The following is a 21,358-nucleotide window of genomic DNA, read 5'->3' on the forward strand; positions in this document are numbered from 1 at the left end:
GATCGTCGGTGACGGCGTCGAGGCGATGGAGTACCTGCGCGCCCCCGGCGGCGATCGCCCGGACCTCGTGCTCTTGGATTTGAACCTGCCGCGCAAGGACGGGCGCGAGGTGCTCGCCGAGATCAAGGCCGACCCCGAACTGTCCTTGATCCCCGTGGTCGTGCTGACCACCTCGGCCGCCTACGACGACGTCATCGCCAGCTACCGCCGCCACGCCAACGCGTATGTGACCAAGCCGGTGGACTTCGACCAGTTCATCGAGGTGGTGCGGCAGATCGACGACTTCTTCATCGGCGTGGTGAAGCTGCCCCGCCCCTGACGCGACGTCAGACCGAACTGCCGGTTGCGGCGCCCCTCACCACGTGCGCAATGGCCAGGATCACGCCGATGACCAGGCCGAGCCACAGAATGTGCGCCACGAAACCAAGCCCACCGAAGAGCAGGAACAACAACAGCGCGAGTATGAGCAGCACGGTGCCACCTCCGCCACATTTTCTTCCCCGGGAAGAGCCGGGCAAACGCCCGGGTAGGTGACGCAGATTCGCCTATGTGGGTGAGGCTTCCGCCACATCACCGCTTTGCGCCGTAGCGTGTCGGGGATGGGGAGAGTGGTGGGGGCCACAGCGTTGGCGGCCGTGGTGGGACTGGCGACGGCCGGGGTGGCGGTAGCCGCGCCCGATGTGCGTGCCGATGCCGCGCCGCCCGCACACACCGCGCCCGCGCCGGAGCATCCGACGCTGTACCCAATGCCGGCCGCACCGGTGCAACCGCAGCCCTGTCCCCCGCCACCCATCCGGCATCACCACGGCGGCGGGCACGCGGCTCCGCGACCTAAGCCGAAGGTTAAGGTGCGCGACCTACCCCATGTGCTGCCGGTCGCACCGCGCCACGTCGCGTTGGACGCCATCAAGGGCAAGGGCATGTGGTGGACCACCTGGCAGCACAGCGACGTGGACGTCAACGACGTGGTGACCCGGGCCAAGGAAGCAGGTCTGACCCAGATCTGGGTACGCACCGGCGGCGCCCGGCAGGGCTGGTACGGCGCGGACCTGTTGACGCGCCTGCTGCCCGTCGCGCACGCCGCCCACCTGGCCGTGGTCGCCTGGGACTTCCCGTTCTTCTCCGACCCGATGGCCGACGTGGCGCGGGCCCGGGCCGCGATCGAGGGCCGCTTCGGCGGGGAGCAGATCGACGCGTTCTCCCCCGACATCGAGACCATCAACGAGGGCACGTTCAACACCCGGCATCGGGTGAAGGTCTACCTGTCCCGGGTGCGGGCCATCGCCGGTGACCTGCCGGTGGTCGCCACCGTGATGCGTCCGTCGCCGGGTCAGTTGTCGACCTACACCTACAAGATCCAGACCAAGTACGTCGACGCCTTCGCGCCGATGGTCTATTGGTCCTGCCATGAGCCGGGGGAACTGGCCGCGGACTCGGTCCGGATTCTGTCCAAGCTGCGCCCGGTGCACGTAATCGGCCAGGCCTACGACATGGGACCGGAGGGCGGTCGGCACGGGCTGCCCAGCGGCAAGGAGATCTGGCGGTTCCTGGACGCGGCCAAGCGCGCCGGGGCCGTGGGCGCGAGCCTGTACGACGCGGAATCCGCGAACCGCACGCACTGGAAGACGCTGGGCGCCTATCCCTGGTGACGCAGCATCAGGCGTCCAACAGCGCCAGCGCGTCGACCCGGTTCAGCCCGGTGGCGCGCAGCAGGTCATAAATGACCGCGCGCAGCTCTGCGATGACCACCACCACGGTCTGCGGGCTGTCCGGACCCAGCGAGCCGCGACCGGCAGCGTAGGCCTCCAGCAGCAGCCGCCGACTGATCCGCGGGTCGTTGCCGCTGCCGAGTTCCTCCCCCAGGGATCGCGTCGCCTCGGCCAGCCCGGCGATGGCCTCGATCAGCGCGGGCGGGCAGAGGTGGCGGGCACGCAGCAGCACGGTGGCCCGCCGGGCCAGCACCCGGGCGTTGCGCTGGGCGTAGTCCAGTTGTGGGGCGGCGGCCGCGTAGCTGCCGAACCGGTCGCGGGACCGCCAGCGGACCGGCGCCACTCGGGCGATCTCCTCGCTGGTGGCCACCGCGTTGGTCATCGCGGCCACCTTGGCGTTCATCCCGCGCAGCGCACTGAGCGCGCTCCGCGCGGCCTCGTAGTCCGCGGTCCGCAGCGCGGCAGCCACCGCGTCCAACCCGTCGGCCATCCCGGTGGTGACCGGCAGCGTGGTCCGCCGGGCCAACGTCAACGGGTTCAACGGCAGCAACAACAGACCGACGGCCATGCCGACCACTCCGCCGATCATCGCGTTCGCGCAGCGGTCCAGGCCCGCCAATCCCTGGTTGGTCGGCACCAGCACCGCGACCAGCACGCTGGACGTCGCGGCCTGCATCACCATCAGCTGACCGCCGTCCAGCACCACGGCAGCCGCCATGGCCAGCACAACAACGAGCATCAGTTGCGCGGTGCCATCGCCGATGCCGCGGATCAGTAGATCGCCCATGCCGACCCCGAGCGACACCCCGATGACCAGTTCCACCGTGCGCCGCAACCGCTGCCCCAGCGCCGTGCCGATGGACACCACCGCGGCCACCGGTGCGAAGAACGGCGGCCCGCTGCCCGCCCCGATCCGGTTGGCCAGCCACCAGGCCAGCCCGGCAGCCACCGCGGCCTGACCGATCAACGGCGCCGCCGTGCGCAGTCGCATCAGCCGCGCCCTTAGGTCCGCGCGGGAACGCGCGGCGACCTCGTCGAGCAGTGCCTCCCCCCGGCGGCGGATTTCCGCTGCGTCGCGGGGTACCCGGGGCAGCGGCCCGGTGACGTCCCGCCGATCGACCACCCGTCTGTCCTCCGTAGCCTGTCCGCGGCCATGATTCCTTGTCGCGGCCGCGGGGAGGCAGTGGGCATGCAGCAGGTCTTCGAGTTTGGCTTCGATACCCGGTTCCGCGCCCCACTGGCCCTGGTCGGGGTGTTGCCGCAGACAGCCCGGGTGACCGTGACCGCCGACGAGTTCGACGCCCGGTTCGGGCCCTGGCGGCTGCGTACCCCGCGGTGGAACATCCTCGACGCGGAGATCAGCGGGCCCTACCGGTGGTACCGCGCGGTGGGCACCCGGCTGTCCTTCGCCGACCACGGCGCCACGTTCGGCAGCAACGCGCGGGCAGGCCTGTGCGTGAGCTTCATCGAACCGGTATCCGCTCTGTTGCCCGGCGGCCTGCTCCGCCATCCCGGCCTGACCGTCACCGTCGCCGATCCCGGCGCGCTGCGCGAGGCCCTGTTCCCAACCCGGTGAGCTAACGGGCGTGTCGGCTCCCCCGCTGATCGCTCGCGCCCGGCGTCTCGGCAGGCGGGTCGGGTTCCTCGATCACCACTTCCGGCAGATCGCGGGTGCAGAAGGCGCAGACGGCCGCCTTGATGGGCACCGCAGAGGCGCAGTGCGGGCAGTCCCGCACTGCGGCGGGCTCCTGCGGGGTCGGCTGGAAGTGCTCCAGCAACCTGCTGAACGGTTTGATCACAAAGAAGTAGAGCACCGCGGCGACCAACACAAACGCGATCATCGCGTTGAGGAAATCGCCGTAGAGGAACACCGAATGGTGGACCTTGAAGTTCTGCTTGGAGAAGTCGGGCTTACCGCCGATGGCTGCGATCAGCGGGGTGACCAGGTCCTTGACCAGCGCAGTGATCACCGCGCTGAACGCCGCGCCGATCACCACTGCCACTGCCAGGTCGATCAGGTTGCCGCGCAGCAAGAACTTGCGGAAACCGGACATCGGCGATCTCCTCATCCTCGACGACACCGTGTCGCCCCAAGCATGTCGGTACGTCAAGATCAGCCCGCAGGGGCCTCCAACAAGCCCAACAGCGCCGCCGGTGCGTCCGCCGCACCCGCCATTGCCGCCCACCGGCCACCGCAGCGGTTGGCCAGGTCAGCGGCCTGCTTGTAGTCGTCGGCCGGGGCCAGGATCAGCAGTTCGGGCACCGCGCAGGCAGCCGGTAGCGGGTCGTTGTCATCGGTGGCTCGGCAGTCGGACAGCAATACGACGACCCGGCGCGCGGCGCGACTGCCCGCCAGTTGTTCGCTGGCCCCACGCAGCGCGGCGGCCAACCCGGTGACGCCGTGACCGCGCAACCGCAGGATGTCGTCCACCAGCAGGTCCGCGCTACGGCTGGAGTCCAACGGGCGCAGCACCTTCACGTCCCGGGCGAAGGACAGCACGGCGTGCTCTCCAGGTGCCCGCCACGCACAGGCCGCCGCGGTGAGCGCCGCCGCAGCCAACCGGGCTCCACCCATCGACCCGGATGCGTCGATCAGCAGGCACAGTGCCAACGTCGGCTTCGACCACTGCCGCACCGTCAGATTGTCGGCGGACAAAGCATTTCCGGTCGCCCGGGCCTCGGCGATTGCGGGCAGTGAAGCGTCCAGATCCAGGTCGCCCTCGAGACCGCCCGCCACCGAGCGCATCTTGCCGATGCCGCGGCGACGCGGGGTGCCGGCCCGCGCGCGATCCAGGCTCACCCGAGCCGCCAACGCCCGCGCGGCGGCCCGCAGCGACTCGTCGGTGGCCCCGGACATCTCAGCGAGCAGGCTCAACGCCTGCTCCGGGTCCTCCTCCAACGCCTTGCTGAACGCGTCCTGGTCCAGTACGCCGACCTCCGGGGAGATCTCGGCGAAGCGCGGTCGGTTGGCCAACTGGTTACGCGGCGCCTGGCGGTCACCCGGCGTCGGGCGTTTCCGGCCGCCCCCGGTATTCGGTTCGGGCAGGCCCGTCGGTGACGACGGGCTCACGCTCCCCCCGAGGCATCACCGTCCCCCGGCGGCTTGTCGCCGCGGCCGAAGATCATGGTGTACAACTCGGTGATCACCGTCTCAGCGTCCTTGGTGCCCGCCTCGCGCAACCGGATCCGCCCGGACAACGCCACCAACGACGCATCCAGGCCCACCCGCCAGTCGGTCACCGAACGATCCCGGCGGGCGCCCAGAGCGGCCGCCAGGCGGGTCATGTCGATGGCCCCACGCACCGAGGACCCGATGCGGATGTCCGGGTGCTCGCGGGTGCGCCGGGTCAGTTCGACCACCTTCGAGCGCCACCCCTCGGGCACCTTCGGCGCGCGTAGTTCCACGATCGCGATTTCGTCGGCCGCGTCCTGATAGCCCATCGCGATCCGGCACACCCGGTCGTAGATCGCCGAGGCGATGCGCGCGGTACCCACCGAGTCGAACGGGTTCATCGCGGCGACCAACCGGAAGCTGTCCGCGGCCACGATCCGGCCCAAACGCGGTATGTGCAGCTCCCCCTCGCTCATCACGGTGACGAGCACGTTGAGGGTTTCCTCGGGGATCCGGTTGGCCTCTTCGACATAAAGCAGGGCACCGGAGCGCAGTGCCTCGGCCAACGGGCCGTCCACGAACGTGGCGGGACCGTAACCGCGTTCCAGTACCTGCGCCGGGTCGAAGTGCCCGACCAATCGGGCCGGGGTCAGCTCGGCATTGCCCTCCACGAACACGAATGAGGTGCGCGACTCGGCGGCCACCGCCCGCAGCAGCGTGGTCTTACCGGTGCCCGGCGGACCCTCCAACAGCACGTGCGCACCGCAGTCCAGCGCGGCAACCAACAACTCAACCTCACGCGCCCGCCCGACGACTCTCTCCGTGCTCAACCCTCACTACCTCCATGGAAACCACGCCGGGTGTGATCCCGAAGGATCACACCCGGCTGCGGACGAATTCAGTGCTCGTGCACCATGACGCCGCGGACGTTCTTGCCGGCCAGCAGGTCGTCGTAGCCCTCGTTGACCTCTTCCAGCTTGTACGTGCGGGTGATGATCTCGTCGAGCTTGAGGTCCCCGCTCTGGTACAGCCCGAGAATCTTCGGGATGTCCGTCGTCGGGTTGCAGTCGCCGAACAGGGAGCCCTTCACAGTCTTGCGGAACAGGGTCATCAGCGCGGACGGCAGCTGAATGTTGTTCAGCTCCAGCCGGTTCAGCCCGGTGATGACGACGGTGCCGCCCTTGCTGACGGTGTGGAACGAGGTGGTGACCTGAGGCTCCGTCACCAGGTCGGTAGTGATGATCGCCTTGTCCGCACCGACACCGCGGGTCAGCTCCATGGCCAGCTCCATGGCCTCCTCCGAGGTGGCTACCGCGTGGGTGGCCCCGAGCTCGAGGGCCTTCTCCCGCTTGTTCTCCAGCGGGTCGACCGCGATCAGGTTCTTGGCCCCGGCGTACCGGGCGCCCTGCACCGCGTTGATGCCGATGCCGCCGACGCCGACCACCAGGATCGTCTCACCGGGCTGGACGTCAGCGGTGTTGACCGCGGAACCCCACCCGGTCGGCACGCCGCAACCGACCAGCACGGCTTTGTCCAACGGGATGTCGTCGTCAACCTTCACCGCGGAGTTCTGGTGGATGACGTTGTACTGGCTGAACGTGCCGATCATGCACATGTTCCCGTAGTCGCCCTGCGGGCCGGTCATCGGGAAGCGCTCGCCGGGCAGGTAACCCTCGAGGATCGTCGCGCCCATGTCGCAGATGGACTGACGCCCGGTGGCGCACCAGCGGCAGTGCCCGCAGTTGGGGATGAACGAACAGACGACCTTGTCCCCGGCCTTGACCCGGCTGACGCCCGGTCCGACTTCCTCGATGATCCCGGCGCCCTCGTGGCCCAGCACCATCGGCGTGCGGCACGGCAGGTCACCGTGCGCGACGTGAATGTCGGAGTGGCACAACCCGGCGTGGGTGTAGCGGATCAGTACCTCGCCTTCCTTGGGACCGTCGAGGTCCAGCTCCTCGATCTCGATCGGCTTGCCGGGCTCGTAGACGACTGCGGCCTTGGTCTTCATGGGCGGATCTCTCCTTATGCGTCGAGGGCGAGCAGTTCGCCGAGGTGCTGGTCGATCTGTTGCATGTAGCTGGGGTTGAGCCCGAGCACCGCGAAGTGGCCGATGATGTCAGCCACCGGGCGCAGTTCACTGCCGGGGATCAGCGCTTGCTCCGCCGCGCAGTCTCGCACCGGGAAGAACATGTCCTCACTGATGGGCAGGACATAGGTCTTCGCGGTAATCCGACCGAGCGCCGCGGCGAGGTCACCGCCGGTGTGCCGGGCCACGTCGCCACCCTGCCACTTGCGCGCCTGGACCAACAGGTTGTTGACGTCCATCGGCGTGAAGTAGCCCTCCAGGAAGGCCAGGAACTGCTCCTTGTTCTCCATGCCGACGGCCCGCCACACCTCCTGCTTCCAGAACTCGGTGGAGAAGCCCATGACCGCCCAGACCAGGGCCTGGTGCTTGACCGCCTCGGTGAGCTCGGAGTGCGACTTGTACTCCCCGCCGGAGAAGTTCGGGTCGGAGATCATCGAGTCGATCACCTGATTGGTGAAGATCTCGCAGTGCGGGGTGACCCGGGCGGTGCCCGCGATCGGTGCGGCCCGCTTGACCCTGTCGCCGAAACGCACCGCCCATTCGTAGGTCTGCTGCGCACCCATGGACGCGCCGGTGACCAGGGCCAGCGTCTGCACCCCGAGGTGCTCGCGCAGCAGCCGTTCCTGCGCCACCACGTCATCGCCGATGCGCACCCGCGGGAAGCTGGACGCAGCGATGTCGGCGTTCGCGCCCTCGGCGTTGTGCGGGGAGACGGACAGCCCGCTGCCGATCTGGTCGACCGCGACGATGAAGTACTTGCTCGGGTCCAGCGCGTGGCCCTCACCGATGTAGACGTCACGCCACACCTGGTGGGTGCCCGAGTAGTAGGTGGTGATCAGGATTGCGTTGTCCTTGGCGGCGTTCAGCTCGCCCCAGGTGGCGTACGCCAGTCGGCAGTCCGGGATCACCCCACCGTCCTCGAGTTCCAGCCGGCCGATGCTGGTGACCTGGTACTCGCCGTGGAACTCCGGTGAGTAGTACGGGTTCTCGCTCATACCCCGACACCTTCCTTCGTGTCGGCTCCGTCGAACACGAAGCCCTCGTAGTCCTTCTCCGCGATCTCGTCACACCGTTGTCGGTAGGGGCCGACGAAGCCGAGGTACGGCATGAAAACCCGCGGCTTGCCGGGGATGTTCGCCCCCATGTACCAGGTATCCGCCTGCTCGAACAGGGTGGGCGCGACGACTTCCGCGCAGTGCTCGCCCCAGGCCACCTCGGCCTGCGCGGTCGGCTCGATGGTGCGCGCCGCGCGCGCCGCCATGTCGTTGATGATGCGCCCGATGTACTGCACGTGCTGCTCGATGGAGATGGGCATGTTGGACAGCACGGACGGGCTCTGCGGGCCGGTGATCGTGAAGAAGTTCGGGAAGCCGGCGCTCATCAATCCCAGATAGGTGTGCGGGCCGTCCTGCCACTTGTCCCGCAGCGAGATCCCGCCCCGGCCGCGCACGTCGATGCGTCGGACCGGCCCGGTCATCGCGTCGAACCCGGTGGCGTAGACGATCACGTCCACCTCGTACTCGCTGCCGTCGGCCAACTGCACAGCGCGCGGCGTGATCTGCGCGACCGGGTTCTCCTTGATCTCCACGAGATGCACGTGCGATTCGTTGAACGTCTCCAGGTAGCCGGAGTCCAGCGGAATCCGCTTGACGCCGAAGGGATAGCCCTTGGGGGTCAGCTTCTCCGCGGTCTCCGCGTCGTTGACCCGCTCCCGGATGCGCTCGTGCATGTACTCGGCCATCACCTGATTGGCCTCGGGGTAGAAGAACGGGTCGATGTAGGCACCCAGCCAGATCCAGAAACCGCCGTGCTCCCAGCGCTTGTCCAGTTCGGCCTTGATCTCCTCCGGCGTGGACTCCAGCAGGTCCTTGGGTGTGAACTCGTAGTTGAAACCGAAGAACGACTGCTCGAGGATCGGCCGTTCCTCGAGGGCCACCGCCTTGCGCTGCTCGATGAACTCCGGGGTCAGCGGGTGGTGCCGGGCCGGGATCACATAGTTCGCGGTGCGCTGGAACACCGTCAGCTCGTTGGCCTGCTTTGCGATCAGCGGGATGGCCTGCACCGCCGAGGCCCCGGTGCCGATGACCGCGACCCGCTTGCCGGTGAAGTCGACGGGCTCGTGCGGCCAGCTGCCGGTGTGGTACTCGGCGCCGGAGAAGCTACCCACGCCGGGGAACGGTGGGGTGTTGGTCGCCGACAGTGAGCCGACCGCGCCGATCAGGAACCGGCAGCGCACGCTCTCACCGGCGGCCGTCCGCACCACCCAGGTGTCACTGTCCTCCTCGAAGGTGGCGCTCTCGACCTTGCTGTTGAACTGGATGTCCCGACGCAGATCGTGCTTGTCGGCCACCATCTCGAGGTAGCGCAGGATTTCCGGTTGCCGCGGGTAGCGCTCGGTGAACGCAAACTCCCGGGCCAGCTCCTTGTCGAAGGAGTAGCAGTAGGTCCAGCTCTCCGAATCGCAGCGGGCGCCCGGGTAACGGTTCCAGTACCAGGTACCGCCGACGCCCCCGGCGGCCTCGTAGACCCGCGCCCGCAGGCCCAGGTCCTCGCGCAGGTGATAGAGCATGTAGAGCCCGGAGAAGCCGGCTCCGATCACCACCGCGTCGACGTCGATGATCACCGGGTCCTGGCCGTGCGAAATTGCCATTGGCTGCGTCTCCCAATCCGCGTCGTCGAGGAGGGTTCGTGCTGGGCCGGCAGGTCTCACATCCTGCCGCGCGGAAGTGACGTCGGCTACAGGCGGATCGGACCAATGCGGCGGAAGAGCGTTGGCCCGGTGGACTAATCTCCGCCGCCATGGGCAGAGCGCGCGCCGCGAGCCGATTGGACGGCCTGGGCACCACGATCTTCGCCGAGATGTCGGCGCTGGCGGTGGCCACCGCATCGATCAATCTCGGCCAGGGTTTCCCGGACACCGACGGTCCACCGGAGATCATCGAGGCGGCCGTGACCGCATTGCGCGGCGGCGTGAACCAGTACCCGCCCGGGCCGGGCATTCCGGCGCTGCGGGCCGCGATCGCCGCCCACGACAGGCGCTTTCACGGTTTGCGCTATGACCCGGACACCGAGGTGCTGGTCACCACCGGTGCCACCGAGGCGATCGCCGCCGCGGTGCTCGGCCTGGTCGAACCGGGCGACGAGGTCATCGCGTTGGAGCCGTACTACGACTCCTACGCCGCGAATATCGCCATGGCCGGTGGGGTGCGGGTGCCGGTCACGCTGCGCCCGCCGGACTTCCGGCTGGATCTCGACCGACTGCGCGACGCGGTCACCCGGCGCACCAGGGCGATTCTGCTGAACACCCCGCACAATCCGACCGGCGCCGTGCTCAACACGACCGAACTGCAGGGCATCGCCGACCTGTGCCTGGAGCACGACCTGGTGGTGATCGCCGATGAGGTCTACGAGCACCTGGTCTTCGACGGCGTGCATACCTCGATCGCGTCCCTGCCGGGTATGCGGCAGCGGACCGTGCGGATCTCATCGGCCGGCAAGACCTTCTCCTTCACCGGCTGGAAAATCGGCTGGGCCTGCGCGCCGCCGGATTTGCTGGCCGCGGTTCGCGGGGCCAAGCAATTCCTTACCTACGTGTCCGGTGCACCGTTTCAACCCGCAATCGCCGAGGCCCTGGCCCTGCCCGACTCGTATTTCACGCGGCTGCGCGAGGGTCTACGCGAACGCCGCGACCAACTGGCCGCGGGCCTGGCCGAGCTGGGCCTGGGCGTGTTCGTACCGGCCGGCACCTATTTTTTGACCACCGACGTGCGACCGCTCGGCTATTCCGACGGCATCGCGTTCTGCCGCGATCTGCCCGGCCGCGCCGGCGTGGTGGCCATCCCGACCGGGGTGTTCTACGACGACAAGGCGGCGGGCGCACCCCTGGTCCGGTGGGCCTTCTGCAAACGCGCGGAGGTCCTCGCCGCGGCCATCGAACGGCTGGCCGCGGCGTTCGGCTAAGTCGGCGTCAGCGCAGGTGGTGCACCGTGCCCAGCCCGTAGACGGGTGTGGGAATCCCCACCTGCCGGGCCTTGAGCTGTAGTGCGAGGAACTGGGAGTAGTGGCGCGACTGGGCCAGGTTGCCGCCGTGGAACCACAGCGCATCCTGCTGCGTTGGCTTCCACATGTTGCGCTGCTCACCCTCCCACGGGCCGGGGTCCTTGGTGGTGTCCGAGCCCAGGCCCCAGATCTTGCCGACCTTCTCGGCCGCCTCCGCGGAGATGAGCTCCTCGGCCCAGCCGTTCATGTTCCCGTAGCCGGTGGCCAGCACGACCACATCGGCGGGTAGCCGGGTGCCGCTGTCCAGCACCACCTCGTCCTCGGTCAGCTCGGTGATCTGACCCCGCACCAGCGTGACATCGCCGTTCGCGACCAACTCGGCGGCGCCCACATCGATGTAGTAGCCCGATCCGCGGCGCAGGTATTTCATGAACAGCCCGGAGTCGTCATCGCCGAAGTCCAGGTCGAAGCCGGCCTTCTCCAGCGCGGCGTAGTACTCGGCGTCCTGCTCGCGAATCGCGTCGTACGCGGGGATCTGGAACGTGTGCAGGATCCGATAGGGGATCGAGGCGAAGGTCAGATCGGCCTTCTCCGTGGTCATCCCGGCGGCCACCGCCTCCTCGGAGTAAAGCGGGCCGATGGTCGCCATCAGCGAGTCCGACTTCACGATGTGCGTCGAGGAACGCTGCACCATCGTCACCGAGGCCGCGCCGCGCTCCCACAGCGCGGCGCAGATGTCGAAGGCTGAGTTGTTGGACCCGATGACCACGGCCCGCTTGCCCTTGTACGCCTCCGGGCCGGGGTGCTTCGAGGAGTGGTGCAGGTCGCCGCGGAATCGCTCGGCGCCGGGAACCTCCGGGATGTTCGGCCGCCCGGACATCCCGGTGGCCAGCACCAGTTGCTTCGGCCGCAACGTCACCGGTTGGCCGTCACGGACGACCTCGACCGTCCACTCCCCGGTGGCCTCGTCGTAGCGGGCGGAGCGTGCCTCGGTGTTGGTCCAGTAGTTGATCTCCATCATCGAGGTGTAGGCCTCGAGCCAGTCCGCGATCTTGTCCTTGGGTGAGAACACCGGCCAGTTCGCCGGGAACTTCAGATACGGCAGGTGGTCGTACCAAACCGGGTCGTGCAGGCACAGCGAGGCATACCGGTTGCGCCACTGGTCACCCGGTCGGGACTGCCTGTCGATGACGATCGTCGGGACATCCAGCTGCCGCAGCCGGGCGCCGAGCGCGATGCCGCCCTGACCGCCCCCGATCACCAGCACGTAGGGCTGCTGGGTGTAGCCCAACTCCACCCGGTCCCGCTCGCGGCGCTCCCGCCAGGTGATTCGGTCCCGGTCCAGACCATGCTGCACCCCTTTGGGCCGCTCTGCGCCCTTGGCCTCCTCGTGCCCCTTGAGCTCATCCAGGGTGGTGAGCAGTGTGAACGCCCCGGCGTCGGTCAGCCGCAGCTGACCCGTCCCTCGGCCCACCGCGGTCTCGAAGGCGAACCATGCGGTGATCACGCCGTCGGCCTCGTCGGCAGGCTCGGTGACCCGCAACCCGCCGGGCGCCGTGTGCGTCAGGCACTGCTGGGCGAGGTCCGCCACTCCGTCCCGGTTCTCCACCGTGACGATGTTCCAACTGAACGCGACCAGATCGCGCCAGAAGCACTGCGGCGCGAACAGTGCGGCGATCGCCTCGGGGTCGCGGGCATCGCAATACGCCTGGAAGTCGTCCAGCCAAGCCTGCGCCCGCGCGGTGGCGGCGGTGATCTCGAGGGTTTGGGTCATGAGCCCAGCCCACACCCGCGACAGCTCCGGAGACAACCCCCTCAGATCAGGCGACGGTCCGAGGCCCAGCGGCTCAGCTCGTGCCGGTTGGACAGCTGCAGTTTGCGCAGCACCGCCGAGACGTGCGTCTCCACCGTCTTCACCGATATGAACAGCGCCTTCGCCACTTCCCTGTAGGTGTAGCCGCGGGCGATCAGCCGTAGCACTTCCTGCTCCCGCGCGGAGAGCAGATCCAGCTCCGGATCGACCACCGGCGCCGGGCCTCCGGGCGCGCCCGGCCCGGTGAAGGCGTCGAGCACGAAGCCGGCCAGTCGTTGGGAGAAGACCGCGTCCCCGTCTGCGATCCGGCGGATCGCGTCAGCCAGTTCGGCCCCGGTGATGGTCTTGGTGACGTAACCACGGGCGCCGGCGCGGATCACCCCGATCACGTCTTCGGCCGCGTCGGACACCGAGAGGGCGAGAAAGCGCGACGCGCTGCCGGTGCCCAACACCTCGCGCAGCACAGCGACCCCACCGCCGCCGGGCAAGTGCACGTCGAGCAGCACCACGTCGGGCGAATGCGACCGGACCGCAGCCACCGCTTCGGCGACGTCGGCAGCCTCGGCCACCACGTGCACCGAACCGTCGGCGGCCGCATCGAGTTCGGCCCGGACCCCGCTGCGGAACAGGCGGTGGTCATCGACGACGACCACCCGCAGCACGCGCTCGCTCATCCCGGCAACCTCAGCTCCACCTCGGTGCCCGTACCCGGCGTGGAACGCACCTCGGCCCGGCCGCCGTGGCGCACCATCCGCCCAACGATCGAGTTGCGGATGCCCGCGCGGTCCACGGGCACCTCCGCCGGATCGAATCCGACACCGCGGTCCCGGACGAACACGCTCACCCCCGCTGCATCGACCTCCGCGTAGACGTCGACCCGCGGGGTACCGGCGTGTTTGGCGGCGTTGACCATCGCCTCGCGGGCAGCCGCCACCAGGGCTCCACGGACCTCGTCCAAGGGCCCGTCGCCGACCGTCACCACCTCCACCGGCACCCCCGCCGACTCCTCGACCTCGGCCCCGGCCCTACGCAGCGCGGCGGACACCGACTCCTCGCCATCGGGGCCGCTCTGCTCGGCATAGAGGAAGGTGCGCAGGTCGCGTTCCTGCCCGCGGGCCAACCGGATCACCGCTCGCGGGTCGTGCGCCTGACGCTGGATCAGGGCGAGGGTCTGCAGCACCGAATCGTGCAGGTGCGCGGCCAGGTCCGCGTGGGCTTGCGAGCGGATCCGTTCTGCCCGCTCGGCCGACAGCGACTGCCAGATCCGCAACAGCCACGGCCCCGCGATCAGCGCCGCCCCGACCACCACCACCGCTCCACCGCTGAGCCCCCGCGCCGCGGACGCCGCGTCCGGGGAGAACAGCAGGAACGATGCCAGCCCCAGACCTACCAGCGCGGCACCGCCGATGAACCGGGCCGCGCCGAAGACCTGCCGGGCCCGGCTGGGGCCGAGGGATGGCCCGGCGCCGGCCCGCGCCAGGTCGGCCTCATCGGCCTGCCGCCACAGCACCGCGAGCCCGGCGCCGACCGCCAGCGCCGGCCACAGCAGGATCCCCGGCACCCCGAGCCCGGCGTGCTGCCCGAGCAGCACCGCCCCGAGGGCAAGCGCGAGCAGGGCGATCATCTGGCCGGGTTGCTGCTCCTCGAACCGCCGCGCGGGCATCGACCGCAGTCCCAGCCGGGTGGCCGCCCGCAAACCCGCGGGGGTCCGGGTGTCCGGCGCCCCGGCCTGAGGGACGAACATCCAGTACGCGCCGTAGAGCACCGCCCCGAAGCCGCCGAACCCGGCGAGCACCGCGAAGCCGATGCGCACCTTCAGCGGATCCAGCCCGAGGTGGTCGGCCAACCCACCGGCGACCCCGGCCGCCAGGCGGCCCTCACGCCGCCGGCGGTAGCGCGGGGAGTCGGTGGCCATGCCCTGATGCTCACACGTCCGCACCCCGATGCCCATCGGGGACGCCCCGGATCGAGCAGACGGGACTCAGGGTCGGGTCAGGGTCGATCACCGATGCCCGGACCGCGTTCTACGCCGCATCCTGAGGTCGTGACCGATCTTCCGCCCGACGCCGGTGGTTCGACTCCCGCCGACGCCACCGCCGGCGGTTCGACTCCCGCCGGCGGCAGTATCACGACTGCGACCGCGCAGCCCGGCCCGCCCCCCACCCACTACCGACGCAGCCGCGAGGACCGCATGCTCGCCGGTGTGTGCGGCGGGGTGGCCCGCACCCTCGGGATCGATCCGATTGTGCTGCGCGTCGCGGTCGTGGTGCTCAGTTTCTTCGGCGGCGCCGGGATCGTCGTTTACGTCGCGGGCTGGTTGCTCATGCCGGACGGCGACGACGAGCAGAGTCTGGCCCAACGCGCCCTCGGCAGACGCATCGGCGGAAACCGAGCCACCTGGTTGCTGGCCGGTCTGCTGATCATCGCGGGCGGGATCAGCCTGCACGCGGTACTCGGCCGCCACTCCGGACCCTGGCACCCGGTGGTCGCGCTCCTCGTGGTCGGCGCGGTGCTCTACGCCCGCAAGCGTGTCCGCGGCGGCGACCAGTGGCGTGCGCCACAACCGCCCGCGTCGGTGGCACCGGCGGAGGAGACGGCAGCGTGGAACCTGACCACGCCGACGCTGCCCCCTGCGCCGGTGCCACCCACCGTGTCCGTGCCGCCGCCGGTTCCGGCGGCCCCGCGCGCGCCCCGACCACGGTCCCGCCTCGGTGCGAGCACCTTCTTCGTAGTGCTGCTCGCCCTCGGCGCGCTGGCAGCGGTCGACGCGCTCGGCGGCGACGTACCGCTTCCCGCCTACCCGGCCACGGTCGTCGCCGGCGCCGGACTCGGCCTGCTGATCGGTACCTGGTACGGCCGGGCCCGCGGACTGATCGCGCTGGGCCTGCTGGGTGCGCTGGCCCTGCCGCCGACGGCCTTCGCAGAGGCGTTTCACGGCGGCTTCGTGCACGGCACGCGCACCATCGCCCCGGCCACCGCGGGCGAGCTACTCCCGACTTACGACTTCCGCGGGGGCGAGGTGCGCCTCGACCTGAGCCGACTGGACCTGACCGGGCAGGACGCGCGCAGCACGGTCCACCTCGGCGCCGGCGAGCTCATCGTCACCGTGCCGGCCACGACCGACGTCACCGTGCACGTCAAGCTCAACGCCGGCCAGTACGAGACCTTCGACGCCCAGGATGGTGGGATCGACCTGTCCCGCACCGTGCGCGACGAGGGCCCCGACGGGCCCGGCGGCGGCATGCTGGACCTGACGATCCGTCAGGGCGTCGGCCATGTCGAGGTCCGGCGGGCCGAACCGACCGCGCCGCAGGTGCCCGCCACCCCGGACACCACCACCTCGACGGAGGCACCGCATGCGACGGCATGACACCGACCCGATCTCGCTGCTGTTCGGCCTGTTGTTCCTCGGCGTCGTCGCCATGCTCGGCGTGCTCGCCACCGATGCCAGTCGAGCCGCCGTGCACCTGGGTTTCGCGATCGTACTGCTCGGCGCCGGCGCGGCGGGCCTGGCCGCCTCGTTGCACCGCGGCCGGGATCGTCATTCCCGGTAGCGGCCTACCGCCGCTCCTCCGCCGCGCCCGGACTTGTGAATTTCGCACATCTGCTGCACAATTATTTGGACGCCAAACTATTTTCGGTCCACCGTCGAGGTCCAGGGGTCGTGCACCGCCGCATCGAAGTCATCACCGGCCAGCCGCACCACGCGCAGCAGCGCGGTGACCTCGGCTACGGTCCGGTCGTCGATGCCGCCCAGCGCGAAGTCCGCCTCGTTCAGCGCCTCGGTGGCGGAATCGACCAACGTTCGACCCTCGCGGGTGATCTCCGCGAGGATGCGCCGGCGGTCCTCCGCAGCCGGACGCCGGCGCACCAATCCACGGGCCTCGAGTCGGTCCACGGTGTTCGTCACCGAGGCCGGGTGCACCATCAACCGCTCACCGATCTTGCCCATGGGCAGTTCGCCATGACGGGTGAAGGCCAGCAGGCGCAACGCCTCGAAGCTGGCGAAGGTCAGCCCGAAGGGCCGCAACACCTTCTCGATCTCCCCGAGCAGCATCTGCTGGACCCGCATCACCGAGGTGACCGCAGCCATCCGGTCGGCCTGTTCGGGCCAGTTCTCCTGCCACCGCCGATGTGCCTCGGCGATGGGGTCGAACGGCAGGCGGGCCATCTCGCCACCGTATCGGCCGCGACCGCCACGGCACGGAACCTGTAGAAGGAGTCGTTCCCCATGTCCACCCAACAGGCTGTCGATCAGCAGGCACTGCATTCGCCGAGCCGTCCGGTCCGCTTCGTCACCGCGGCCAGCCTGTTCGACGGGCACGACGCCTCGATCAACATCATGCGCCGGATCCTGCAATCGCAGGGCGCGGAGGTGATTCACCTCGGGCACAACCGCTCGGTCGACGAGGTGGTCACCGCGGCCATCCAGGAGGACGTGCAGGGCATCGCGATCTCCTCTTACCAGGGCGGGCACGTCGAGTACTTCTCCTACCTGGTCGAGCTACTCGCCCAACGCGGTGCCGCGCACATCAAGGTGTTCGGTGGCGGCGGCGGCGTGATCGTGGCCGACGAGATCGAGCTGCTCGCCTCCCGCGGGGTGCGCATCTTCTCCCCCGAGGACGGCCAACGCTACGGACTGGCCCGCATGGTCAACCAGATGATCGAGGCGTGCGACGTCGAACTGCCCAACGACACCACCGCCGAGGCACTGATCGCCGGTGAGCAAACCGCATTGGCCCGCACCATCACCCTGCTCGAAGCGGGCCGGCTCGACTCCTCCGCCCGCGCGCGCATCGCGGCTGCCACCGGCGACCGCACGGTGCCGGTGCTCGGCATTACCGGCACCGGCGGCTCCGGCAAGTCCTCACTGACCGATGAACTGGTCCGCCGGCTGCGCCTGGACCAGCAGGACAAGCTGCGCATCGCGGTGCTGGCCATCGACCCCACCCGGCGCAAGGGCGGCGGGGCGTTGCTCGGCGACCGCATCCGGATGAACGGCATCGAGGGCCACGGCGGCGGCCAACCGGTTTACTTCCGTTCCCTGGCCACCCGTGGCGCCGGCCAGGAGGTGCCGGACAACCTCACCGACATCATCGGCGCGTGCAAGGCGGCCGGCCACGACCTGGTGATCGTCGAGACGCCCGGCATCGGCCAGGGCGACGCCGCGATCGTGCCGTTCGTGGACGTCTCGCTGTACGTGATGACGCCGGAATTCGGCGCGGCCAGCCAGCTCGAGAAGATCGACATGCTCGACTACGCCGACCTCGTCGCGATCAACAAGTTCGAGCGTCGCGGCGCTGAGGACGCCCGTCGTGACGTGGCTCGTCAGATCGCTCGCAACCGGGAGTCGTTCAGCGGGAACTGGGAAACCATGCCGGTGTACGGCACCAGCGCCGCCCGGTTCAACGACGACGGTGTCACCGCGCTGTACCAGGCGCTGCGCGACCTGCTCACCGAGCACGGCGCGCACCTGACGCCGGGTGTGCTGCCGCAGGTGGACGTGCGTGCGTCCAGCGCGCTGAAGACGATCATCCCGCCGAACCGGGTGCGCTACCTGGCGGAGATCGCGGAGACGGTCCGCGACTACCACCACGACACCGCGGTCGAGGCGGCCGCGGCTCGGGAGGCCCAGCACGTACAGGCCGCGGCGGCGTTGGTCGCCGAGCGCGGTGGGGACACCGCGCTGCTCGACGAGCTGGCCGGCGAGGCCACCGGTCGGCTGTCCAAGTCGAGCGCGGTCGCGCTGGCGGACTGGCCGAACACTGTCGCCGCGTACTCCGCCGAGGAGCACGTGGTGAAGATCCGCGACCGGGAACTGCGCATGCCGTTGTGGCGCGAATCGCTGTCCGGCACCAAGATCCCGCGGGTCGCACTGCCCCGCTACGAAGACCAGGGCGAGGTGCTGCGGTTCCTGCGCGCGGAGAATCTGCCGGGCTTTTTCCCTTACACCGCAGGGGTTTTCCCGTTCAAGCGGGAGGGCGAGGACCCGGCGCGAATGTTCGCCGGCGAGGGCGACCCGTTCCGCACCAACCGCCGCTTCCACCTGCTCTCGGCGGGCAACCCGGCCACCCGACTGTCCACCGCGTTCGACTCGGTGACCCTGTACGGCCGCGACCCCGACCTGCGCCCGGACATCTACGGCAAGGTCGGCACCTCCGGGGTGTCGATTGCGACGCTGGACGACATGGAAGCGCTTTACGACGGCTTCGACCTGTGCTCGCCGACCACCTCGGTGTCCATGACCATCAACGGCCCGGCACCCACGATCCTGGCGTTCTTCCTCAACACCGCGATCGATTCCGAGCGCGCGAAGCTCGCCATCGAACTCGGCCGCGAGCCGACCGAGGAGGAGGCCGCCGCCAATCGCGCGTGGGTCCTCGCCAACGTCCGTGGCACCGTGCAGGCCGACATCCTCAAGGAGGACCAGGGCCAGAACACCTGCCTGTTCTCCACCGAGTTTTCGCTGAAGATGATGGGCGACATTCAGGAGTGGTTCATCCAGAACCAGGTGCGCAACTTCTACTCCGTCTCCATCTCCGGCTACCACATTGCCGAGGCCGGGGCGAACCCCATCTCGCAGCTGGCGTTCACGCTGTCCAACGGGTTCACCTACGTGGAGAGCTATCTGGCCCGCGGCATGAACATCGACGACTTCGCGCCGAACCTGTCGTTCTTCTTCTCCAACGGCATGGACCCGGAGTACTCGGTGATCGGCCGGGTGGCCCGACGCATCTGGGCCGTGGCCATGCGCGACAAGTACGGGGCGTCGGACCGTTCGCAGGCGCTGAAGTACCACGTGCAGACCTCGGGACGGTCGCTGCACGCGCAGGAGATGGACTTCAACGACATCCGCACCACGCTGCAGGCGTTGATCGCGCTCTACGACAACTGCAACTCGCTGCACACCAACGCCTACGACGAGGCGGTCACCACGCCCTCGGCGGAGTCGGTGCGCCGGGCCATGGCCATCCAGCTGATCATCAATAAGGAATGGGGACTATCCAACAACGAGAACCCGCTGCAGGGAGCGTTCATCATCGAGCAGCTCACCGACCTCGTCGAGGAGGCCGTGCTGCTGGAGTTCGAGCGCATCGCCGAACGGGGCGGGGTGCTGGGCGCCATGGAGACCGGCTATCAGCGGGGCAGGATTCAGGACGAGTCGATGCTTTACGAGCACCGCAAGCACGACGGTCAGCTGCCCATCATCGGCGTGAACACCTTCCTCAACCCAAACGCCGAGCCCCAGATGCAGAAGCTGGAGCTGGCCCGCGGCACCGAGGAGGAGAAGCAGTCCCAACTGCGCCGGCTGGACGAGTTCCAGACCCGGCACTCCACCGACGCCGACGCCGCCATCCAGCGGCTGCAGCAGGCCGCGATGGCCGGGGAGAACGTGTTCGCGGTGCTGATGGACGCCGCGCGGGTGTGCTCGCTGGGCCAGATCACCGAAGCCTTCTTCGATGTCGGCGGCCAGTACCGCCGCAACGTCTGAACCACAGTTCCCGGGCACGCGGTAGTGGCCTTCCAACAAGACGAATCGGGCTACTGGTCAGTAGAGTCCGGCCTGCGCCAAACTCGGCCCACACGCGAAAAGGATGTGCCGGTGAGTGAGATCCAGCGAGTCGGCGTGATCGGCTGTGGCCTGATGGGCTCGGGCATCGCCGAGGTCTGTGCCCGAGCCGGCCTGGACGTACTGATTACCGAGGCCGGCCCGGACGCGCTGACCGCCGGTCGCAAGCGGGTCACCAAATCCTTCGACCGGGCACTGGAGCGCGGCAAGCTCACCGCCGAGGCGCGCGATGCGGCGATGGCCCGACTGACCTTCACCCCCGACCTCGGCGAGTTCGCCATGGTGGATCTCACCGTCGAGGCCGTCGCGGAGATTGAATCGCTCAAGGTCGACATCTTCACCGCGTTGGACAAGGTGGTGCAGAGCCCCGACGCGATTCTGGCCTCGAACACCTCCTCGATCCCGATCATGAAGCTGGGCATGGCCACCAGTCGCCCGGAGAACGTGGTCGGCATTCACTTCTTCAACCCGGTGCCGGTGCTTCCGCTGGTCGAGTTGGTCACCTCACTGCTGACCGGTCCGGAAACGGTCGCCCGCGCCGCCGACTTCGCAACCGGCACGTTGGGCAAGACCGTCATCCGCTCCCAGGACCGGGCCGGCTTCATCGTCAACGCCCTGCTGATCCCCTACATCCTCTCCGCGATCCGGATGATGGACTCCGGGTTCGCCTCGGCCAAGGACATCGATCACGGCATGGTGCTGGGCTGCGCCCACCCGATGGGGCCGCTGGCCCTGGCCGACCTGATCGGCCTGGACACCATCAAGGCAATCGCGAACTCCATGTACGAGGAGTTCAAGGAGCCGCTGTACTTCGCGCCGCCACTGCTGCTGCGCATGGTCGACGCGGGCCTGCTCGGCAAGAAGAGCGGCCGTGGCTTCCATACCTACGAGACGAAGTAAGGGGTACGCGCCGTGGCCGGATACAAGGGCAACAAGGACTTCGACGCCTGCACGCTGCCGAAGGACTACGAGGACCTGCGGGCCTCGATCCGCGATCTCGCCGAGGAGCAGATCGCCCCGCATGCGCACGACGTCGACGACCAGGGCCGCTTCCCCAAGGAGGCGC

General features: G+C 69.1%; 21 protein-coding genes. 9 read left to right on the top strand and 12 right to left on the bottom strand.

Annotation, left to right across the window (positions count from 1 at the left end; genetic code table 11):
• Positions 1 to 319 (top strand): response regulator (locus tag VGJ14_14835; protein ID HEY2833703.1); only part of this gene is annotated, 319 nt, incomplete at its 5' end.
• Positions 320 to 326: 7 nt separating this feature from the next.
• Here the strand turns inward: VGJ14_14835 and VGJ14_14840 are convergent.
• On the bottom strand, positions 327 to 473 hold the full coding sequence (locus VGJ14_14840) for a hypothetical protein (GenBank protein HEY2833704.1): 147 nt from the start codon (positions 471 to 473) through the stop codon (positions 327 to 329).
• 126 nt (positions 474 to 599) lie between these two features.
• Here VGJ14_14840 and VGJ14_14845 point away from each other — a divergent pair, with 126 nt between their 5' ends.
• Positions 600 to 1,649, top strand: a complete 1,050-nt coding sequence (locus VGJ14_14845; GenBank protein HEY2833705.1) for a hypothetical protein — start codon at positions 600 to 602, stop codon at positions 1,647 to 1,649.
• A 7-nt stretch (positions 1,650 to 1,656) separates the two neighbouring features.
• Here the strand turns inward: VGJ14_14845 and VGJ14_14850 are convergent, their stop codons facing one another.
• On the bottom strand, positions 1,657 to 2,832 hold the full coding sequence (locus VGJ14_14850) for an FUSC family protein (protein HEY2833706.1): 1,176 nt from the start codon (positions 2,830 to 2,832) through the stop codon (positions 1,657 to 1,659).
• 66 nt (positions 2,833 to 2,898) lie between these two features.
• On the opposite strand from VGJ14_14850, the gene VGJ14_14855 reads away from it, so the two are divergent.
• Positions 2,899 to 3,285, top strand: a complete 387-nt coding sequence (locus tag VGJ14_14855; protein ID HEY2833707.1) for a hypothetical protein — start codon at positions 2,899 to 2,901, stop codon at positions 3,283 to 3,285.
• Between the two features lies 1 nt (position 3,286).
• On the opposite strand, the gene mscL is transcribed toward VGJ14_14855, so the two are convergent.
• The 6 genes from mscL to VGJ14_14885 form a co-directional block, all read right to left on the bottom strand.
• A complete protein-coding gene (mscL, locus tag VGJ14_14860; GenBank protein ID HEY2833708.1) occupies positions 3,287 to 3,763 on the bottom strand; it encodes a large conductance mechanosensitive channel protein MscL in 477 nt (158 codons plus the stop codon).
• A 59-nt stretch (positions 3,764 to 3,822) separates the two neighbouring features.
• The gene (locus tag VGJ14_14865) at positions 3,823 to 4,683 is read right to left on the bottom strand and encodes a vWA domain-containing protein (GenBank protein HEY2833709.1); all 861 of its coding nucleotides are present in this window, start codon (positions 4,681 to 4,683) and stop codon (positions 3,823 to 3,825) included.
• A gap of 92 nt (positions 4,684 to 4,775) precedes the next feature.
• Positions 4,776 to 5,651 carry a MoxR family ATPase gene (locus tag VGJ14_14870; protein HEY2833710.1) on the bottom strand — a complete coding sequence of 292 codons (876 nt, stop codon included), beginning with the start codon at positions 5,649 to 5,651 and terminating at the stop codon, positions 4,776 to 4,778.
• 68 nt (positions 5,652 to 5,719) lie between these two features.
• Entirely contained in the window at positions 5,720 to 6,832 is a 1,113-nt protein-coding gene (locus VGJ14_14875; GenBank protein ID HEY2833711.1) for an NDMA-dependent alcohol dehydrogenase, read from the bottom strand.
• A gap of 14 nt (positions 6,833 to 6,846) precedes the next feature.
• The gene (locus tag VGJ14_14880) at positions 6,847 to 7,905 is read right to left on the bottom strand and encodes an alpha/beta fold hydrolase (protein ID HEY2833712.1); all 1,059 of its coding nucleotides are present in this window, start codon (positions 7,903 to 7,905) and stop codon (positions 6,847 to 6,849) included.
• Positions 7,902 to 9,560: an NAD(P)/FAD-dependent oxidoreductase gene (locus VGJ14_14885; GenBank protein HEY2833713.1), complete on the bottom strand. Its 1,659-nt coding sequence runs from the start codon at positions 9,558 to 9,560 to the stop codon at positions 7,902 to 7,904. The genes VGJ14_14880 and VGJ14_14885 overlap by 4 nt, the downstream gene beginning before the upstream one ends.
• Before the next feature lie 149 nt (positions 9,561 to 9,709).
• Here VGJ14_14885 and VGJ14_14890 point away from each other — a divergent pair, with 149 nt between their 5' ends.
• Positions 9,710 to 10,870 carry a pyridoxal phosphate-dependent aminotransferase gene (locus tag VGJ14_14890; protein HEY2833714.1) on the top strand — a complete coding sequence of 387 codons (1,161 nt, stop codon included), beginning with the start codon at positions 9,710 to 9,712 and terminating at the stop codon, positions 10,868 to 10,870.
• A 7-nt stretch (positions 10,871 to 10,877) separates the two neighbouring features.
• Here VGJ14_14890 and VGJ14_14895 read toward each other — a convergent pair whose 3' ends face one another.
• From VGJ14_14895 to VGJ14_14905, 3 genes are read right to left on the bottom strand one after another with little or no spacing between them, the layout of a single operon-like run.
• Positions 10,878 to 12,683 carry an NAD(P)/FAD-dependent oxidoreductase gene (locus VGJ14_14895; GenBank protein ID HEY2833715.1) on the bottom strand — a complete coding sequence of 602 codons (1,806 nt, stop codon included), beginning with the start codon at positions 12,681 to 12,683 and terminating at the stop codon, positions 10,878 to 10,880.
• Between the two features lie 41 nt (positions 12,684 to 12,724).
• Positions 12,725 to 13,396: a response regulator transcription factor gene (locus VGJ14_14900; GenBank protein HEY2833716.1), complete on the bottom strand. Its 672-nt coding sequence runs from the start codon at positions 13,394 to 13,396 to the stop codon at positions 12,725 to 12,727.
• Positions 13,393 to 14,637, bottom strand: a complete 1,245-nt coding sequence (locus VGJ14_14905) for a PspC domain-containing protein (GenBank protein ID HEY2833717.1) — start codon at positions 14,635 to 14,637, stop codon at positions 13,393 to 13,395. The genes VGJ14_14900 and VGJ14_14905 overlap by 4 nt, the downstream gene beginning before the upstream one ends.
• Positions 14,638 to 14,766: 129 nt before the next feature.
• On the opposite strand from VGJ14_14905, the gene VGJ14_14910 reads away from it, so the two are divergent.
• Positions 14,767 to 16,092, top strand: coding sequence for a PspC domain-containing protein (locus tag VGJ14_14910; GenBank protein ID HEY2833718.1), 1,326 nt, complete (start codon positions 14,767 to 14,769; stop codon positions 16,090 to 16,092).
• Positions 16,079 to 16,276, top strand: a complete 198-nt coding sequence (locus VGJ14_14915; protein HEY2833719.1) for a hypothetical protein — start codon at positions 16,079 to 16,081, stop codon at positions 16,274 to 16,276. Before VGJ14_14910 ends, VGJ14_14915 begins: the two co-directional genes overlap by 14 nt.
• A gap of 77 nt (positions 16,277 to 16,353) precedes the next feature.
• Here VGJ14_14915 and VGJ14_14920 read toward each other — a convergent pair whose 3' ends face one another.
• Positions 16,354 to 16,893 carry a MarR family transcriptional regulator gene (locus VGJ14_14920; GenBank protein HEY2833720.1) on the bottom strand — a complete coding sequence of 180 codons (540 nt, stop codon included), beginning with the start codon at positions 16,891 to 16,893 and terminating at the stop codon, positions 16,354 to 16,356.
• A 60-nt stretch (positions 16,894 to 16,953) separates the two neighbouring features.
• Here VGJ14_14920 and icmF point away from each other — a divergent pair, with 60 nt between their 5' ends.
• The 3 genes from icmF to VGJ14_14935 all read left to right on the top strand — a co-directional run.
• Positions 16,954 to 20,214: a fused isobutyryl-CoA mutase/GTPase IcmF gene (gene icmF / locus VGJ14_14925; protein HEY2833721.1), complete on the top strand. Its 3,261-nt coding sequence runs from the start codon at positions 16,954 to 16,956 to the stop codon at positions 20,212 to 20,214.
• A gap of 111 nt (positions 20,215 to 20,325) precedes the next feature.
• The gene (locus tag VGJ14_14930; protein ID HEY2833722.1) at positions 20,326 to 21,192 is read left to right on the top strand and encodes a 3-hydroxybutyryl-CoA dehydrogenase; all 867 of its coding nucleotides are present in this window, start codon (positions 20,326 to 20,328) and stop codon (positions 21,190 to 21,192) included.
• A 12-nt stretch (positions 21,193 to 21,204) separates the two neighbouring features.
• Positions 21,205 to 21,358 (top strand): acyl-CoA dehydrogenase family protein (locus tag VGJ14_14935; protein HEY2833723.1); only part of this gene is annotated, 154 nt, incomplete at its 3' end.

It is taken from the genome of Sporichthyaceae bacterium (assembly GCA_036493475.1).
Classification (GTDB): Bacteria; Actinomycetota; Actinomycetes; order Sporichthyales; family Sporichthyaceae; genus DASQPJ01.

What these genes read in the sequence shown, in the direction of transcription:
- VGJ14_14845 (HEY2833705.1), top strand. Translation starts at nt 600, where the DNA reads ATGGGGAGAGTGGTGGGGGCCACAGCGTTGGCGGCCGTGGTGGGACTG.
- VGJ14_14855 (HEY2833707.1), top strand. Translation starts at nt 2,899, where the DNA reads ATGCAGCAGGTCTTCGAGTTTGGCTTCGATACCCGGTTCCGCGCCCCA.
- mscL (HEY2833708.1), bottom strand. Translation starts at nt 3,763, where the DNA reads ATGTCCGGTTTCCGCAAGTTCTTGCTGCGCGGCAACCTGATCGACCTG.
- VGJ14_14875 (HEY2833711.1), bottom strand. Translation starts at nt 6,832, where the DNA reads ATGAAGACCAAGGCCGCAGTCGTCTACGAGCCCGGCAAGCCGATCGAG.
- VGJ14_14880 (HEY2833712.1), bottom strand. Translation starts at nt 7,905, where the DNA reads ATGAGCGAGAACCCGTACTACTCACCGGAGTTCCACGGCGAGTACCAG.
- VGJ14_14885 (HEY2833713.1), bottom strand. Translation starts at nt 9,560, where the DNA reads ATGGCAATTTCGCACGGCCAGGACCCGGTGATCATCGACGTCGACGCG.
- VGJ14_14890 (HEY2833714.1), top strand. Translation starts at nt 9,710, where the DNA reads ATGGGCAGAGCGCGCGCCGCGAGCCGATTGGACGGCCTGGGCACCACG.
- VGJ14_14895 (HEY2833715.1), bottom strand. Translation starts at nt 12,683, where the DNA reads ATGACCCAAACCCTCGAGATCACCGCCGCCACCGCGCGGGCGCAGGCT.
- VGJ14_14900 (HEY2833716.1), bottom strand. Translation starts at nt 13,396, where the DNA reads ATGAGCGAGCGCGTGCTGCGGGTGGTCGTCGTCGATGACCACCGCCTG.
- VGJ14_14905 (HEY2833717.1), bottom strand. Translation starts at nt 14,637, where the DNA reads ATGGCCACCGACTCCCCGCGCTACCGCCGGCGGCGTGAGGGCCGCCTG.
- VGJ14_14915 (HEY2833719.1), top strand. Translation starts at nt 16,079, where the DNA reads ATGCGACGGCATGACACCGACCCGATCTCGCTGCTGTTCGGCCTGTTG.
- VGJ14_14920 (HEY2833720.1), bottom strand. Translation starts at nt 16,893, where the DNA reads ATGGCCCGCCTGCCGTTCGACCCCATCGCCGAGGCACATCGGCGGTGG.
- icmF (HEY2833721.1), top strand. Translation starts at nt 16,954, where the DNA reads ATGTCCACCCAACAGGCTGTCGATCAGCAGGCACTGCATTCGCCGAGC.